Origin of the sequence: Pseudomonas lijiangensis, assembly GCF_018968705.1 — a bacterium.
GTDB classification, from domain to species: Bacteria; Pseudomonadota; Gammaproteobacteria; order Pseudomonadales; family Pseudomonadaceae; genus Aquipseudomonas; species Aquipseudomonas lijiangensis.
Genome location: NZ_CP076668.1, coordinates 72,150 through 87,734 on the forward strand (window position 1 = coordinate 72,150; position 15,585 = coordinate 87,734).

The 15,585-nt window shown below is 58.9% G+C and carries 21 protein-coding genes; 12 read left to right on the forward strand and 9 right to left on the reverse strand.

Going from position 1 to position 15,585, the window contains the following annotated elements:
* Positions 1-83: 83 nt before the first annotated feature.
* Complete coding sequence (locus KQP88_RS00325; RefSeq protein WP_200994341.1) at positions 84-371, reverse strand: YheV family putative zinc ribbon protein; 288 nt, start codon at positions 369-371, stop codon at positions 84-86.
* A complete protein-coding gene (prlC, locus tag KQP88_RS00330) occupies positions 368-2,419 on the reverse strand; it encodes an oligopeptidase A (protein ID WP_253950534.1) in 2,052 nt (683 codons plus the stop codon). Before prlC ends, KQP88_RS00325 begins: the two co-directional genes overlap by 4 nt.
* Before the next feature lie 112 nt (positions 2,420-2,531).
* Between prlC and KQP88_RS00335 the strand changes: the two genes are divergently transcribed.
* Positions 2,532-3,077 carry a gamma carbonic anhydrase family protein gene (locus tag KQP88_RS00335; protein WP_025257836.1) on the forward strand — a complete coding sequence of 182 codons (546 nt, stop codon included), beginning with the start codon at positions 2,532-2,534 and terminating at the stop codon, positions 3,075-3,077.
* Between the two features lie 39 nt (positions 3,078-3,116).
* On the forward strand, positions 3,117-3,764 hold the full coding sequence (locus KQP88_RS00340; protein WP_216704541.1) for an HAD family hydrolase: 648 nt from the start codon (positions 3,117-3,119) through the stop codon (positions 3,762-3,764).
* A 28-nt stretch (positions 3,765-3,792) separates the two neighbouring features.
* On the opposite strand, the gene KQP88_RS00345 is transcribed toward KQP88_RS00340, so the two are convergent.
* The gene (locus KQP88_RS00345) at positions 3,793-4,854 is read right to left on the reverse strand and encodes an aminopeptidase (RefSeq protein WP_216704542.1); all 1,062 of its coding nucleotides are present in this window, start codon (positions 4,852-4,854) and stop codon (positions 3,793-3,795) included.
* 94 nt (positions 4,855-4,948) lie between these two features.
* Between KQP88_RS00345 and KQP88_RS00350 the strand changes: the two genes are divergently transcribed.
* Entirely contained in the window at positions 4,949-5,362 is a 414-nt protein-coding gene (locus tag KQP88_RS00350) for a PA0061/PA0062 family lipoprotein (protein ID WP_216704543.1), read from the forward strand.
* On the opposite strand, the gene KQP88_RS00355 is transcribed toward KQP88_RS00350, so the two are convergent.
* The gene (locus tag KQP88_RS00355; protein WP_025257840.1) at positions 5,363-5,596 is read right to left on the reverse strand and encodes a DUF1161 domain-containing protein; all 234 of its coding nucleotides are present in this window, start codon (positions 5,594-5,596) and stop codon (positions 5,363-5,365) included.
* 142 nt (positions 5,597-5,738) lie between these two features.
* Complete coding sequence (locus KQP88_RS00360; RefSeq protein ID WP_200994346.1) at positions 5,739-6,170, reverse strand: OsmC family protein; 432 nt, start codon at positions 6,168-6,170, stop codon at positions 5,739-5,741.
* 198 nt (positions 6,171-6,368) lie between these two features.
* Here KQP88_RS00360 and KQP88_RS00365 point away from each other — a divergent pair, with 198 nt between their 5' ends.
* A complete protein-coding gene (locus KQP88_RS00365; RefSeq protein WP_216704544.1) occupies positions 6,369-7,370 on the forward strand; it encodes an LLM class flavin-dependent oxidoreductase in 1,002 nt (333 codons plus the stop codon).
* A gap of 175 nt (positions 7,371-7,545) precedes the next feature.
* Here KQP88_RS00365 and KQP88_RS00370 read toward each other — a convergent pair whose 3' ends face one another.
* On the reverse strand, positions 7,546-7,770 hold the full coding sequence (locus tag KQP88_RS00370) for a DUF1161 domain-containing protein (RefSeq protein WP_198723519.1): 225 nt from the start codon (positions 7,768-7,770) through the stop codon (positions 7,546-7,548).
* Positions 7,771-7,913: 143 nt separating this feature from the next.
* Positions 7,914-8,129, reverse strand: a complete 216-nt coding sequence (locus KQP88_RS00375) for a dodecin (RefSeq protein WP_200994348.1) — start codon at positions 8,127-8,129, stop codon at positions 7,914-7,916.
* Positions 8,130-8,295: 166 nt separating this feature from the next.
* Between KQP88_RS00375 and KQP88_RS00380 the strand changes: the two genes are divergently transcribed.
* Complete coding sequence (locus KQP88_RS00380) at positions 8,296-8,622, forward strand: DUF883 family protein (protein ID WP_200994349.1); 327 nt, start codon at positions 8,296-8,298, stop codon at positions 8,620-8,622.
* On the opposite strand, the gene KQP88_RS00385 is transcribed toward KQP88_RS00380, so the two are convergent.
* Positions 8,623-9,531, reverse strand: a complete 909-nt coding sequence (locus tag KQP88_RS00385) for a LysR family transcriptional regulator (RefSeq protein WP_216704545.1) — start codon at positions 9,529-9,531, stop codon at positions 8,623-8,625.
* Between the two features lie 128 nt (positions 9,532-9,659).
* On the opposite strand from KQP88_RS00385, the gene trpB reads away from it, so the two are divergent.
* The 7 genes from trpB (at position 9,660) to KQP88_RS00420 (ending at position 14,652) form a co-directional block, all read left to right on the forward strand.
* Positions 9,660-10,889, forward strand: coding sequence for a tryptophan synthase subunit beta (gene trpB / locus KQP88_RS00390; RefSeq protein ID WP_200994351.1), 1,230 nt, complete (start codon positions 9,660-9,662; stop codon positions 10,887-10,889).
* The gene (gene trpA / locus KQP88_RS00395; RefSeq protein ID WP_200994352.1) at positions 10,886-11,698 is read left to right on the forward strand and encodes a tryptophan synthase subunit alpha; all 813 of its coding nucleotides are present in this window, start codon (positions 10,886-10,888) and stop codon (positions 11,696-11,698) included. The genes trpB and trpA overlap by 4 nt, the downstream gene beginning before the upstream one ends.
* A 123-nt stretch (positions 11,699-11,821) precedes the next feature.
* On the forward strand, positions 11,822-12,307 hold the full coding sequence (locus tag KQP88_RS00400; protein WP_200994353.1) for an anti-virulence regulator CigR family protein: 486 nt from the start codon (positions 11,822-11,824) through the stop codon (positions 12,305-12,307).
* Positions 12,308-12,457: 150 nt separating this feature from the next.
* On the forward strand, positions 12,458-13,204 hold the full coding sequence (locus KQP88_RS00405) for a 2OG-Fe dioxygenase family protein (RefSeq protein ID WP_200994354.1): 747 nt from the start codon (positions 12,458-12,460) through the stop codon (positions 13,202-13,204).
* A gap of 61 nt (positions 13,205-13,265) precedes the next feature.
* Positions 13,266-13,643, forward strand: coding sequence for a GNAT family N-acetyltransferase (locus KQP88_RS00410; protein WP_025257849.1), 378 nt, complete (start codon positions 13,266-13,268; stop codon positions 13,641-13,643).
* A 23-nt stretch (positions 13,644-13,666) separates the two neighbouring features.
* Entirely contained in the window at positions 13,667-14,356 is a 690-nt protein-coding gene (locus KQP88_RS00415) for an AzlC family ABC transporter permease (protein ID WP_038400123.1), read from the forward strand.
* Entirely contained in the window at positions 14,335-14,652 is a 318-nt protein-coding gene (locus KQP88_RS00420; RefSeq protein ID WP_074569063.1) for an AzlD domain-containing protein, read from the forward strand. The genes KQP88_RS00415 and KQP88_RS00420 overlap by 22 nt, the downstream gene beginning before the upstream one ends.
* Here KQP88_RS00420 and KQP88_RS00425 read toward each other — a convergent pair.
* Positions 14,569-15,492, reverse strand: a complete 924-nt coding sequence (locus tag KQP88_RS00425) for a LysR family transcriptional regulator (protein WP_216704546.1) — start codon at positions 15,490-15,492, stop codon at positions 14,569-14,571. The genes KQP88_RS00420 and KQP88_RS00425 overlap by 84 nt on opposite strands.
* Positions 15,493-15,585 lie beyond the last annotated feature (93 nt).

Below are 15,585 nucleotides of genomic sequence, written 5' to 3' on the forward strand. Positions count from 1 at the left end.
GCCCCCGCTCCCGTTTCAACGCCAGAAGCTTAAATGACACGGGAAGCACTTGATCAGGTGCTTCCCGTTTTGTCATCAGGCGTTCAACTCGGATCTACCGGCTTCTTCAACTTCGGATTCGGGAAGAACTGCACGCCCTGCACCTTTGGATCGGCAGGTTTTGGCGCAGCCTTGTTGACCCGTGTTCCCAGCTCTTTGGGAATCGACAGACCCTGCTCATTGAGCGTATCGCTGTAGCCGCAGCCCACGCATTCGCGATGGGGCACGTCGTCCTCGCTCCACATCTTCAGCTTGTCAGGCTCGCTGCACGCCGGGCAGACAGCCCCGGCGATGAAGCGCTTCTTGGTAATGACTACCGGTGTATCGGTCATGCTGCCGCTTCCTCACTCAAGCCACTGTGACGCAAGAGTGCGTCAATCGAAGGCTCGCGTCCGCGGAAATCGACGAACAACACCATCGGCGCCTGGGAGCCGCCACGGGCCAGGATGGCTTCGCGGAAGGCACGGCCAGTCTCGGCGTTGAGTACACCGTCTTCCTCGAATCGGGAGAACGCATCGGCGGACAGCACTTCGGCCCATTTGTAGCTGTAGTAACCAGCTGCGTAACCACCCGCGAAGATGTGCGCGAAGCTGTTCGGGAAGCGGTTATAGGCTGGCGGACGCATCACCGAGACTTCATCGCGGATGCCTTCAAGCACATCCAGCACGCCACGACCGTCGCCATGGGTAGCATGCAGCTCGAAGTCGAACAGCGAGAATTCCAGCTGACGGACCATCATCAGGCCCGACTGGAAGTTCTTGGCGGCGAGCATTTTTTCCAGCAGGTCCTGAGGCAGCGCTTCGCCGCTCTCGTAGTGACCGGAAATCAGGGCCAGGCCTTCAGGCTCCCAGCACCAGTTTTCCATGAACTGGCTTGGCAGCTCGACCGCATCCCACGCCACGCCGTTGATGCCCGAGACACCGGCATGTTCGACGCGGGTCAGCAGGTGATGCAGGCCATGGCCGAACTCGTGGAACAGGGTGGTGACTTCATCGTGGGTCAGCAAGGCAGGCTTGCCACCCACGGCTGGCGTGAAGTTGCACACCAGATTCGCCACCGGATTCTGCAGGCGGCCTTCGGCGGTACGGCGACGGTCGCGAGCGCCATCCATCCAGGCGCCGCCACGCTTGTTGGCGCGGGCATACAGGTCGAAGAAGAAACGCCCGACGTGCTGGCCGTTTTCCTTGATCTCGAAGAGGCGCACATCCGGATGCCAGGTATCGAAGCCTTTCTGTTCGGCGATTTCAATGCCGTACAGGCGCTGGACGATGGCGAACAGGCCGCTCAGCACTTTGTCGATCGGGAAGTAGGCACGCAGGATTTCCTGGGAAACGCTGTAGCGCTGCTCGCGCAGTTTTTCGCCATAGAAACCGCTGTCCCAGCTTTGCAGATCCGGGCAGCCCTGTTCGGCGGCATACGCCTTGAGCTGCTTGAGGTCCTGTTCGGCAAAAGGCTTGCTGCGTTTGGCCAGATCCCGCAGGAAGCTCAGTACCTGATCGCTGGACTCGGCCATCTTGGTGGCCAGGCTCAGTTCGGAGAAGCTGGCGAAGCCCAGCAGTTGTGCCAGTTCCTGACGCAGGTCGAGGATCTGGGCCATGACCGGGCCGTTGTCGTTCTTGCCGGCATTCGGGCCTTGATCCGAGGCGCGGGTGCAGTACGCCGCGTAGACTTCTTCACGCAGTGCGCGGTCTTCGGCGTAAGTCATTACCGCGTAATAGCTAGGGAATTCCAGGGTAATCAGGAAGCCTTCCAGATCCTTGGCCTTGGCGGCAGCCGCCATCTGTTGCTTGGCCGAATCGGTCAGACCCGCGAGGGCGGATTCGTCAGTGACCAGTTTGGTCCAGGCCTGGGTGGCGTCGAGCAACTGGTTGGAGAACTGGCTGCCCAGCTCCGACAGCTTGCTCTGCACTTGGGCATAACGCTTCTGCTGCTCAGGCGGCAGGTCGATGCCCGAAAGGCGGAAGTCGCGCAGGGACTGTTCCAGGATGGTCTTCTGGCCGACGTCGAAGTTGGCCGCTTCCGGGCTGTTGGCCAGGGCTTCATAGGCCTGGAACAGCGCGCGGTTCTGGCCCATTTCGGTGGAGTAGGCGCTCAGTGCAGGCAGGCACGACTCGTAGGCTTCACGCAGCTCGGCGCTGTTGCAGACGGCGTTCAGATGGCTGACCGGGCTCCAGGCGGCGCCCAGGCGGTCATTCAATTCATCCATCGCCAGTATCAGACCGGCCCAGGTGGGGGTCGAACCCTGCTTGGCAAGAATGTCGGCAATCGCGGCGCGGTTATCGGCCAGGATCTGCTCGATGGCAGGTTTTACGTGCTCGGCACGGATCGCCGAGAAAGGAGGCAGGTCGTACGATTGCAGAAGAGGGTTGTTCGCGCTCACGGTTTTGCACCTTGGCTGGAAGAAACACTCATGCATCTTAATTACAATCGACGCCGACCGCAGCACTCAAACCTGAATCGCGCCTCTATCACCCGTAAAGAAGGAGTCTATCGTGGCCATTCGCAAGTTCCAGGACCACACCCCAGCCCTTGGCGAGCGAGCATTCGTCGATCATTCGGCGGTGGTGATCGGCGATGTCGAGATCGGTGCAGACAGCTCCGTCTGGCCACTGACCGTGATCCGCGGCGACATGCACCGCATCCGTATCGGTGCCCGCACCAGCGTGCAGGATGGCAGTGTGTTGCACATTACCCATGCGGGACCTTTCAACCCTGACGGTTTTCCATTACTGATTGGCGACGAGGTAACTATCGGCCACAAGGCGATGCTGCATGGTTGCACCATCGGCAACCGGATTCTGATCGGCATGGGGACGACCATCATGGACGGCGCGGTGGTCGAGGATGAGGTCATCATCGGCGCTGGCAGCCTGGTGCCGCCCGGTAAAGTGCTGGAAAGCGGGTTTCTGTATGTGGGGCGTCCGGTCAAGCAGGCCCGGCCTCTCACTGAAAAGGAAATTGCCTTTTTCCCTTATAGTGCGAGCAATTACGTGAAGCTCAAGGATCAGCATCTGGCCGAAGGTTACGACCAGCCCTGAGTTATCCACAGGCCCTTTACGCACTACTGGCGAGACTTCATGCATTACCAGAATATTCTGTTCGACCTCGACGGCACACTGACCGACCCGCGTCTGGGGATAACCCGTTCTATCCAGTTTGCCTTGGCGAAGCTGGGGATCGACGAGCCGGACATCACTCGGCTTGAACACTTCATCGGCCCTCCATTGCTGCAGGCGTTCATGCAGTTCTATGACATGGACGAAGCCCGTGCCTGGGAAGCCGTGGGTTTCTATCGCGAGCGCTTCAAGGTGACCGGGCTTTATGAGAATCAGGTATTCGATGGCGTGCCCGAGTTGCTTGAAACCTTGAGTGGCCAAGGCCGAACGCTCTATATCGCGACCTCGAAGCCCTGGGTGTTCGCCCGTGAAATCGCCCGGCACTTCGACTTTGCCAAGTATTTCAAAGTGATTTACGGCAGTGAACTGGATGGCACCCGCACCGATAAAGTGGAGCTGATCGCTCATCTGCTGGAGCAGGAAGGCCTGGGCCCCAAACAGACCCTGATGATCGGCGACCGCAAGCACGATCTTATCGGCGGCCTGCGCAACGGTCTGGATGTGGCGGCCGTGGGTTATGGCTTTGGCAGCCATGAGGAACTGACGGCGCAGTCACCGACCTATCACTTTGTGACCATGGCCGAGATGCGTGAGGCCTTTCGCGAATGAATTCGCTCCTACGGCCGTTGGAGCGAATTTATTCGCGAATCTGAAGTCTCTGCAACCTGGCCTTGCGTTCTACGACAGGCAGCGAACCCAGCTTCTCCACCGCCTCAAAGAATGCTACCCAATCCCCATTCACCTGTCTGAACAGCGCCTCAAAGGCTGGCACCCACTGGTCATAGAGCCCGAAAGGCAGCAGCTTGGCGTTGTTCATCGGTGAATTGATCCAGCCGTCGAAGCGTTTGTCGCCGCCCCATTGCTCGTCACGCACCTGCCGGTATTCACGGCGCAAGCGCTCGAATTCGGTGGCTTTGCGCGCGCGCATGACCTCGGTTGTCAGCGGCTGACGATACAGCGCTTTGAGCCGTTCCCGTGTGTCGAGCACCAGGCGAATGAACTGATCCCGGCGTGTGGACTGCGAAACGTTTTCCGGCGGCAGACCCCGTGCTGCACGCCACTGGCGAGTGCCTTCCTGCTCCACGAAGCTGGCGTAGGACTCATTGAACTCGGTGTCGTCCTTCACATAAAAGCGCTGATGCGCCAGTTCGTGAAAGATCAGCGTTGCCAGTCGTTCATCACCCCAGCCCAGCATGGAACTGAGGATTGGGTCGTTGAACCAGCCAAGGGTCGAATACGCCTCGACGCCGCTCATGTACACATCCTTGCCGGCCTGACGCTGCAAGGCTGCCTCGCCACGTGCCCCGCCCTGGCTGTAATAACCGCGATAGGCCACGCAACCGGCAATCGGAAAGCAATGAATGACGGGGTCCAGCGAGAACTCATCGGTCGCGAATACGTTCCACACTACATAAGGACGGCCCAGATCGGCGTACAGGCGATAGCTCTTGTTGTCCGGCAGATGCAGGTGGGCGCTGGCGAAGGTGCGGGCCTGCTGGGCGTATGCCAGGCGCTGACGCAGTTTCGGGTCACGGCCGGGGTCGGCGATGATCTTCTCGACGGGCTCCCGCGCCTGCAACAGTTGCAGCTGACCACTGGCCAACTGGCCGTAATACGAGAGGCTGGAGCATCCACAGAGCAAAACCATCGTCGCTATCGGCAAACTGCGCCAGAGACGTACAACATCGAGTCGTGGCATACACGGCCTTCAATACAGGGATAGAGCGCGTTATGCAGGACAGCCAGGGTGTTACGCAACTATCATCTTCATCCGTCCATCTGCGGAGCCTGACATGCGCCCGATAGTCTTGATGCTCGCCTTCGGCACCCTTGTCGGGTGCATCACGCCTTTACCTGCCGTCGATCCTGCCATGGCCTGGGTCGATATGCGCACCACTACCGGCAGGCTGGTGATGGCGGACAAGCTCGATGGCAAGAATACCGAGGATGGCCGCTACTTTCAGGTTACTCCCGGCCGTCATGAGCTACAGATACGCTTCGATTATGAATATCGCTCAGGCGGGCTGGGCCTGATCAGTGACGACTACACTGATATCACCTGTTTCATCGATATCGAGTACGACCACTTTGCCGCCGGGCAGCGTTACATGATCGATGCCCGCGTCCTGGCCAACGACATCACGGCCAGGCTTTTCGACGCCGAGCGCAAGGTGGTGGCCGAGCAGGGTGATATTCACTGCATCTGATCAGCTGTCGTTTCTCTGGTAGATGATCTTCTGGGTACCGTTGTCGCAGCTCCCCACTACCATGTTCTGGTCGTGGACTTCCGCGTTGGGGACGATTTCCAGCGTGTAGGACGTGACGTTGTTGGCCTGGATCTTGGCCTCGATCTCGTCCTTGAGCTCTTCGCAGGATTTTGGCGCAGCCAGTGCGCTGGTCGTCAGCAGGATGCAACTGATGGTCAATGCAAAACGTTTCATGGCCGATTCCTTCGATAGGACGCACAGCGTTTTCTCTGTGCAGTGTCCTTCATACGACCGTCCGTCCCCGCATCTGGTTCTGGCAGGCAAAAAAATGACCCGCACAACCGGGTTGTGCGGGCCTGCGGGGTCACGCTATCGATCAGCCGAGCAGCGTGGCATCCAGGGTGATCTTGGCATTCAGTACCTTGGAAACCGGGCAGCCTTCTTTGGCTTGTTTGGTCAGTTCATCGAACTGCTGCTGGCTGGCACCAGGCACCTTGGCCTTGAGCACCAGATGCACGGCCGTGATGGAAAAACCGCCGCTGTCCTGGTCCAGCGTCACTTCGGCCTGGGTATCGATGCTTTCGGCTGTGAAGCCGGCGTTTCCGAGAATCATCGACAGGGCCATGGAGAAGCAGCCGGCATGAGCCGCGCCGATCAGCTCTTCAGGGTTGGTGCCTTTACCGCCTTCGAAGCGGGCCTTGAAGCCATAAGGTGCTTCGCGCAGGACGCCTGTTTCAGTGGAGATATGACCAAGACCGCTTTTGAGATCACCTTCCCAGTGCGCTGATGCTTTCTTGACGATGCTCATGATGCCTCCTGTTGAAATCGGTAATGTTCAAACGTAGCCAAGTTTCTGAGGATAGACGGCTTTGGAAAGTTCAACGGATAAGTCCTAGTGTTTTAGTAGGTCTTTTTTGGGGGTTGCCATTGAAAAGCAGCGCTTGCGCCCGCACTGCTGTTTCATCATGGGCTCAGCCCAACACATTTCGAGGAGAAGCAGCGGCCTATGAAACGTTTGCCGGATGTAAAGATTTCCACCCTGGACCTGGTGCCCGTGCGCCAGGACAAAGGTCCCGCAGACTCACTGCGCAATTCCCTGAACCTGGCTCAGCATGTCGAGAAGCTGGGCTATAACCGCTTCTGGGTTGCCGAGCACCACAACATGGACGGCATCGCGAGTTCTGCGACTTCTGTGCTGTTGGCCTACCTGGCGGGCGGCACGTCGACGATTCGCGTGGGGGCTGGCGGCGTCATGCTGCCCAACCATGCTCCGCTGGTGATTGCCGAGCAGTTCGGCACCCTGGCCAGTCTCTATCCCGGTCGTATCGACCTGGGCCTGGGACGCGCACCGGGCTCGGACCAGATGACGGCCCGGGCATTGCGTCGCGAGCGCTCCGGCAGCGCCGATGATTTCCCCGACGACGTCACCGAACTGATGGACTACCTGGGGCCGCGTACGCCTGATCAAAAAGTGATCGCTGTGCCGGGCTCAGGCACCAATGTGCCGATCTGGTTGTTGGGGTCGAGCCTGTTCAGTGCGCAACTGGCCGGGATGCGCGGGCTGCCTTATGCCTTTGCCTCGCATTTCGCGCCGCGCTACATGCATGAGGCGATTCGCGTCTATCGCAATCACTTCCAGCCTTCCGAAGTGCTCGACAAACCTTATGTGATGCTGGGTGTGCCGTTATCTGCCGCCGACACCGACGAGCGTGCCGAGTACCTGGCGACGTCGGTCTACCAGCGCATTCTGGCGCTGATGCGCGGGCATAGCCTGGTGCAGCGTCCGCCGGTCGAATCCATGGACAAACTGTGGTTGCCCCACGAGCGAGAGGCCGTTGCGAGTTTCCTGGGGCTGGCGATGGTGGGCGGTCCTGAAAAGATCCGCGCCAAGCTGGATGTGCTGCTGGAGCAGACCGATGCCGATGAGTTGATCTTCACCTGCGACATGTACGAGCACGAGGACCGCTTGCGATCGTATGAAATCCTGGCGCAGGTCGCGCAGGGATAAATGTGGGGCCGGATTTATCCGGGAAGGCGGTGCTGGTGATTGAATGACTTTGTGGGAGGCAGCTTGCTGGCGACTTCAGCGCACGACGCAGAATATCTGCCGGTTGCAGGCTTTTTTCGCCAGCAAGCTGCCTCCCACAAGTTTTGTATGTGCCTTGACTGTGTGCGGACCCGGGTCAGTTGCGGGTGTAGATGAGCTTGTGGGTGCCCGCTGCGCAGGTGCCTACGATTTTGCGATCCTTCACCTCTTCGTTCGTGACGATTTGCAGGGTGTAGGATTTCACATTGAGCGACTGGAGCTTCGCATCAACTTCCGCTTTCAGTTCTTCGCAATTCTTGCCCGCTGCCATGGTGGTTCCTGCAAAGCTCAGCAAGGCTGCTACCAATAGAAACTTCTTCATCAATGACACTCCCTCGTGTTGACAAATTCCAGGCACTCCAAAATGAAGCGCGCAATGGCAACTGCCACGCAGTGATGCGCGGCAGAGGTCTCTATCTGTAGCGGAATTTATGGCAAACGGCCAGTTAAAAGCTTCAGAACCTGTCAGCTATTGGCAATCCGAAAGCCGACCTTGAGGGTCACCTGATAGTGCGCAACCTTGCCGTTTTCGATGTGCCCGCGGGTTTCGGTCACTTCGAACCACTCCAGGTACTGAAGGCTCTTGCTGGCCTCTGCAATCGCATTGTTGATGGCATCTTCAATACTGGTGGTAGACGAGCCAACCAGCTCGATCTTCTTGTAGGTATGGTGATCACTCATGGCAGTTCTCCTTGGTAGCCTTCAGAGGCGCAGCAATGGCGGCGCTTAAAGGTTCTGTCAGGAAAAGGCAGAGAAAAGTTCAGCACTTTGCACAAATACCATCGCACTTTCCAAAAAGCCTGGAGTCGGAAACAACACACCTACTCACCACAGCAGGAGAAATACCATGGCTAGCAATTCACTTCGTAAAGCCTCGTTGCAAAGCATGGAAGCGGAGATCGAGAGCCTTCTCAAGTCTTTGGAAAGCCTCAAAGGTGATGCTTCCGAGGAATCGCGCAAGACGCTGAAAAGCCTCAAGGCCAATGCTGAAAATGCGTTGAGCCATTCGCGTCATCTGCTCAGCGATCTCTACGAGGACGTGAAGGTCAAGACTCGTGAAAACGCAATTGCCACGCGTGACTATGCCCAGGAACATCCCTGGACCACCGCGGGTGTTGCAGTCGGGGCTATCGGCCTGCTTGCTGCCTACCTGTTGATCAAACGCGGCGACTGATCATTTTTTGATCGGCTCTATGGAGCGCTCCAGCTCGTTTTTCAACCATTGAGCCAACTGCTGCGCCCGACCGTCTACAGCGCGTCGGGGCACCCAGAGTGCAAGTCGTGCCGGGGTTTCGCTGAAACCCCAGGGTGCCGCCAGGCGCCCGGCCCGCAGGTCATCCGTGACCAGCGGCTCGGGCGCAATGGCAATGCCCAGTCCTGCCACTGCGGCCTCCAGCAAATAATACAAATGCTCGAAACCCTGACCGTAACGTAGCGCCTGCGGATCGATCCCGTTTTGCAGCGCCCAGCTTGGCCAGGCTTGCGGGCGTGATGTGGTCTGCAACAGGGTTTCGCTCGACAGCGCTTGAGCCGGAGCCTGCCGCAATGCCTCGAAACGGCTGAAGCGTGGACTCAGCACCGGGCCGATACGCTCGCTGGCCAGCTCGAAAACCTGCATGTCAGCCGGCCATGGCGGTTCGGCAAAGACCAGCAGCGCATCCAGACCGGGTCGGCGTGGGTCCAGATCGCCCTCGCCTGCCGAAAGATGCAGGCGCAGGTCCGGCAACTCGGCATTCAGACGTCCCAGTCGCGGAATGAACCAGCGTGCCAGCAGGCTGCCTGAACAGCCCAGCACGAACGGAGCATCCGCACTGCCCTGGCTCAGCTCGGCGCACACATCGCGCAGGCGGTCGAAAGCTTCTCCGCTGACTTCGCGCAAACGTACACCGGCATCTGTGAGTTTCAGGCCGCGCCCGTCCTTGCTGAAAAGGCTGACACCCAAATGTTCCTCCAGCGCTTTCAGCTGGCGGCTGACCGCACCGTGGGTCACATGCAGCTGTTCTGCTGCCTGACTGACGCTGCCCAGGCGGGCGGTGGCTTCAAAGGCGCGCAAGGCATTGAGGGGAGGAAGGTCGCGGCTCATGGTATCTGTGAGTTTTCCTGACAGGTTGTGGCGATCTTATCGGTTTTCATCCGGGCGTGCGCTGGTTAAAGTGAGCCCATTGCCGATACGGCTCAACCCATTCGCCCAAGACTGCAACTGGAGCCCCCATGACCCAGACCCACTATCGCAGCGGCCCTGACGCCAACGGCCTGTTCGGCTCATTTGGTGGACGCTACGTGGCTGAAACCCTCATGCCGCTGGTGCTTGACCTGAACCGCGAGTACGAAGCCGCCAAGGCCGATCCTGAATTCGCCGAGCAACTGGCCTACTTCCAGCGCGACTATGTCGGCCGCCCGAACCCGCTGTATTTCGCCGAGCGCCTGACCGAGGCCTGCGGCGGCGCAAAAATCTACTTCAAGCGTGAAGAGCTGAACCACACCGGCGCGCACAAGATCAACAACTGCATCGGCCAGATCCTGCTGGCCAAGCGCATGGGCAAGAAGCGTCTGATCGCGGAAACCGGTGCAGGCATGCACGGCGTTGCCACGGCCACCGTCGCCGCCCGTTTTGGCCTGCCTTGCGTGATCTACATGGGCGCGACCGACATCGAGCGTCAGCAGGCCAACGTGTTCCGCATGAAGCTGCTGGGCGCCGAAATCGTGCCGGTCACTTCCGGCACCGGCACCCTGAAAGACGCCATGAACGAAGCCCTGCGTGACTGGGTGACCAACGTCGAAGACACCTTCTACCTGATCGGGACCGTGGCGGGTCCACACCCGTATCCGGCGATGGTTCGTGATTTCCAGTCCATCATCGGCAAGGAAACCAAGGCCCAGATGCACGAGAAGGAAGGACGTCTGCCGGACAGTCTGGTGGCGTGCGTGGGCGGTGGTTCCAACGCCATGGGCCTGTTCCATCCGTTCCTCGATGATGCCAGCGTGCAAATCATTGGCGTCGAGGCCGGTGGTCACGGCATCGGCACCGACAAGCACGCAGCCAGCCTCAACGGCGGCGTCCCCGGCGTATTGCACGGCAACCGCACTTACCTGCTGCAGAACGAAGACGGCCAGATCGCTGACGCCCACTCGATTTCCGCCGGCCTGGACTACCCGGGCATCGGCCCCGAGCACGCCTACCTGCATGAAGTGAAGCGCGCCGAGTACGTCAACATCACCGACGAAGAAGCCCTGCAGGCTTTCCATCAATGCTGCCGACTCGAAGGCATCATTCCGGCCCTGGAAACCGCCCACGCCCTGGCCGAAGCCATCAGGCGTGCTCCTACCCTGAGCAGTGACCATCTGATGGTCGTGTGCTTCTCCGGTCGCGGTGACAAAGACATGCAAACCGTAATGAGCCACATGGCCGCTGCTGAACAGAACCAGGAGAAGTCGGTATGAGCCGTCTTGAGCAACGTTTCGCCCAGCTGAAAACCGAAGGCCGTGCGGCACTGGTGACTTTCATCACCGCTGGCGACCCTGGCTATGACACTTCCCTGAAAGTCCTCAAAGGACTGCCAGCGGCTGGCGCTGACGTGATCGAGCTGGGCATGCCCTTCACCGATCCGATGGCCGACGGTGTCGCGATTCAGCTGGCGACCCTGCGCGCCCTGGACGCTGGCCAGACGCTGCTGAAAACCCTGCAGATGGTCAGCGAGTTCCGTACCGAAGACCAGACCACACCTATCGTGCTGATGGGTTACTACAACCCGATTCACCGCTTTGGTGTGGACGCTTTTGTCGCGGCTGCCAAGGATGCCGGGGTGGACGGGCTGATCATCGTCGACCTGCCGCCCGAGCACGACGCCGAGCTGGCCACGCCTGCCCAGGCTTCGGGTATCGATTTCATTCGCCTGACCACGCCCACCACCGATGACGCACGTCTGCCACGTGTACTGGAGCGCAGCTCCGGTTTCGTCTACTACGTGTCCGTCGCCGGTGTGACCGGTGCCGGTTCGGCCACCACCGAGCACGTCACCGAAGCCATTGCACGGCTGCGTCGCCATACCAGCCTGCCTATCAGTGTCGGTTTCGGCATCCGTACGCCGGAGCAGGCCGCTGCTATCGCGCGTCTGGCCGATGGCGTGGTGGTCGGTTCGGCGCTGGTGGACAAGATCGCTACAGCCAAATCGCCTGAAGAGGCTGTGGATGGTGTGCTGAGTCTGTGTGCCGCGCTTGCGAACGGTGTGCGCCAGGCTCGTCACGCCTGAAGGTAAAGTTCCTGATACAGAGGAATCAATACGCCATTAGCTATTCTATGTAGCGAGACACAAGGGTTCATGACCAAGGTCCTGAACCCTTTTTTGAGCCATTGAATACTGAGGTAAACCTTCATGAAACTGCCAAGCCGTTTTATTGCCGGTCTGGGTATCTTGCTGATCGGTGCCAGTCCGCTGTTGCAGGCTGCACCACCGGATCAGCGTGACGGTCGTGATGACAATCGGGGTGGTCAGCACCAGGGGCCGCAGAACAATGGCGGGCCCGGTGACCGTGGTAATGGCGGCAACAAAGGCAATGGTAATCCGGGCCATCAGGACAAGCGTGGCGGCAATCGCCCACCTCAGGACTTTGGTCAGGTTCGCCAGACCTTCCAGCAGCACCGTGATGTGATCGGGCGAGGCCAGCCGCTGCCGCCGGGTGTACGCATCGTCAAGGGTAAACCCCTTCCGCCCGGCTATGGCAAACGTCTGGACGCCCGTTCGTTGCAATACCTGCCGCGTTATGACGGTTACGAGTGGCGTCGCATGGGCACCGATGTGGTCTTGATCGCCGTGGGCACAGGTATCGTCTACGCTATCCTCGATGGCGTACTGAATTGATTCAGTAGCATATGCGAAAGGGGCTGCCTGCTGCTGACGGCAGCCCTTCAGGGTCATCAATCAGGGCTTGATACGCCTGAAATTCTTTTTCATGGAACTATCTGCCGTGACGTCTAAATTAGGCGCTCATCGTAGAAAAGGACCCTGAAAATGCTTGTCTTGAACAAGGAAGTTGGCCACTCGCTACAACGTGACAAGTTTGCAAATGTTCTAGGCAGCGATTTTAGTCTGTACGGTCATTTCGCCGATTTCATCCGGCTCACCAAGAGCTGGGAGAACATGGAAGAAGACAAGTACTACGGGCAGGCCGATGCAGGCATGCGGTTTCGCCGCTATAGCGACTTTGAGTACAACCCTGTCACTCGCGACCTGCGCCAACTCGAGCATCGAGCTTATGTCCAGTCCACTGCCCATAACCGCTACGTTGGCGGTATGGAGCGGCACTTTCAGGACTTTTCCGAAGAAGTCATCGCCTCACCGGTGGTGCGCAGCCTTATAGACCTGGATTTCGAAGTCTATAAGCACGTACTTCCGCCGGAGCTGCACAGCAAGGTCTGGCAATGCCAGATCCATCAGATCCGTATCGAGATCAAACCGGGCAAGACGCTGGAAATCACTCCCGAAGGCATCCATTGCGATGGTTACCCTTTCAGCGGCGTTCATTTCTGGGGCAAGCAGAACGTCGAGGGCGCCCAGAGCCGACTGTACAACACTCAGGAAGAACAACTGGCGGCACTCACCTACGATGAAGTGCTGGACACCACTTTCTTTCTGGACCGGGAAATGCGCCATTACGTAACGCCTGCCAGCAATCGCGACCCGCACAAAATGGCCTATCGTCAGATCATGGCTATTTCATTTTCCTTGCCGGGGACGTCTTTTGACATTGTTCGCTGAAAATCTCGAACCTGCAGAAATAGCCCTTCTCAAGCGAGCGACTTATCAGGATGCCGCACTGCTGGAGAGTTTTTTCCGGTCCTTCAAGGAAGTTGCTTTCTGCCAATGGCAGGACACCAAATGCCTGCAGCGGATCCTGACCCGCGAAACCACCATCGCCTATCTGGCCAAGGACGCCAAAGGTGATGTCGTGGGTGCGGTTCTGGGTGGGGTATTGGGGACTCGCGGAACCATCAATCATCTGGCGGTCAGCCCCGAGTATCGTGGTCAGGGCGTCGGGCAGTGTCTGGTGGATGCAGCCACCGCAGATATGAAGCGCCTCAATGTGCGACGCATGTTCCTGTTCGTCGACGGCGATAATCTGGTGGGGCGCAATTTCTGGAATAGCCTGGGTTTTCATGAACCCAAAGGCGAAATCACTTGCGAGAAAGACCTTTGAGCAAGCTATCGATCGATCAAACCATGCCGGTTCCCAAGCAGAAATCCAGTGCGTTTGCCGAAGCCAGCCCGGTCGTGGCCGGCTACTTTGCCGTGGCCTTCGTGTTCGGGCTCATGGCGATCAATGCGGGCTTTCCGCTCTGGCTGCCGGTCGCGATGTGTCTGTTCGTGTATGCCGGTGCTTCACAGTTCGCCGCCCTGGCGCTGATGAGCGCGGGGGCTTCGCTGCCGACCATCATCCTCACGACCTTCCTGATCAATGCCCGGCACATGCTGATGTCGGTGTACATGGCCAAGGCCTTGCGCGCCCTGAAGCTGAGCCGCCTGGAGCGCTTCTGCTATGGCGCGCAACTGACCGACGAGTCGTTTGCCTTCCACAGCGTGCGGCTCGGCAAGGACAAGCCGGTCACGGCCCGTTACCTGATCGGTTTCAACCTCTACTGCCACACCGCGTGGGTAGCCGGTGGCCTGATCGGTGCCCTGTGCGCGCAATATGCGGCGCATCTGGTGAGCTACAAACTCGACTACGCCTTGAGCGCCATGATGCTGTATGTGCTGGTTTCGCTGTGCGATACCCGCAAGAAGCTTATTGCGGCACTGGTGGCCGTGGTTGCCATGGGCGGGCTCAGCCTGCTGGGCGATTCTGCCTTTAACGTATTTATCGCCACACTTCTGGGTTGCGGAGCCGGACTATGCCTGAACAAACGTTCCTGATTCTGGCGGTGGCGGCGATGGTCGCCGTCACGCTGCTGCCACGCACATTGCCGTTGCAGGTCAATACCGAACACTGGCCGGACTTTATCGCCAAGGCGCTGGAATACCTGCCCGTGGCGATCGTTGCCGCCATTACCGTAACGCCGCTGCTGATCAAGAACCAGCAACTGCAACTGGATCGTCCCGAGTTTCTTGCCGCGATCCCGACGCTGTTATGCGCATACCTGAGCAGGAATCTGTTTCTCAGTGTGGCGCTGGGTGTGGCGGCCTACATTGCTATCAGCGCTGTCCTGTAATGCCGTGTGGACGACGTAATTCAGGGCCTGGCATGACAGGCTCGAATTGTTCACCACCAGATGCACTTCCAGCGAGTCCTCGAAGCCGGGCACGATGGTCAGGCCGCTGTGTTCGGCAACGCTCCTGGATACCAGGCCAATGCCGTCCAGCTGCCTGATCAGGGAAAGCGTCAGCGTTTCGCTGCCCGAGTACACAATACTGGGCGGCTTGCCTTTCTTGGGCGTGCCACCGGCAATGAAGCGCTGGAAGCTTTCGGAGTACGGGCAACTGCTGCTGGGGCGAACCTGGAGCTTTTCGTTGAGCGAAGACAGCGGCGTATCCTTCGGCCCGCAATGCACGCCCACGACCTGGACCTGCACGAAGGGTAGAAGAACGCTGGGCCTTATGGATTGCGGCCCGATCAGCACGGCCATGTCGAAGCTCTCGTGATTGAGCTTGCTCAGGTTCTCCACCGACTCGGCGTAGCTGAACTCCAGCTGGCAATCGTCGAAGGCCTCGATCATGCGCGCCACGATGCAGCGGTTGACCTCACTCGACAAGGTGCTGTTGAGCGCAACCCGCAGGATCCGCGAGGACGACACATTGAGCGCGGCCACCTTGTTGTCCAGTTGCCGGGAAGCTTCCAGCACCTGTTCCATGTAGGGTTCAAGTTCCTGGCCTGCACTGGTCAGGGTCAGGCCCTTGTTGGAGCGCTTGAAAAGCTTGAAGCCAAACTGCGCTTCGACCTTGTTCAACTGCGCGGCCAGTGCCTGGACACTGAGGCAGCAGATTTCGGACGCGGCGGTCAGGGAGCCGCACTGGGCGACTTGCATGAGATTTTTCAGAGTGCGAATGTCCATGTGACGACATCTCCACGGGATAGCGCTATTGGATTCAAACATTACCGACAAAACACTGCTGAAGCCATTTGCCTGAAGTGGAAGTCACCCTTC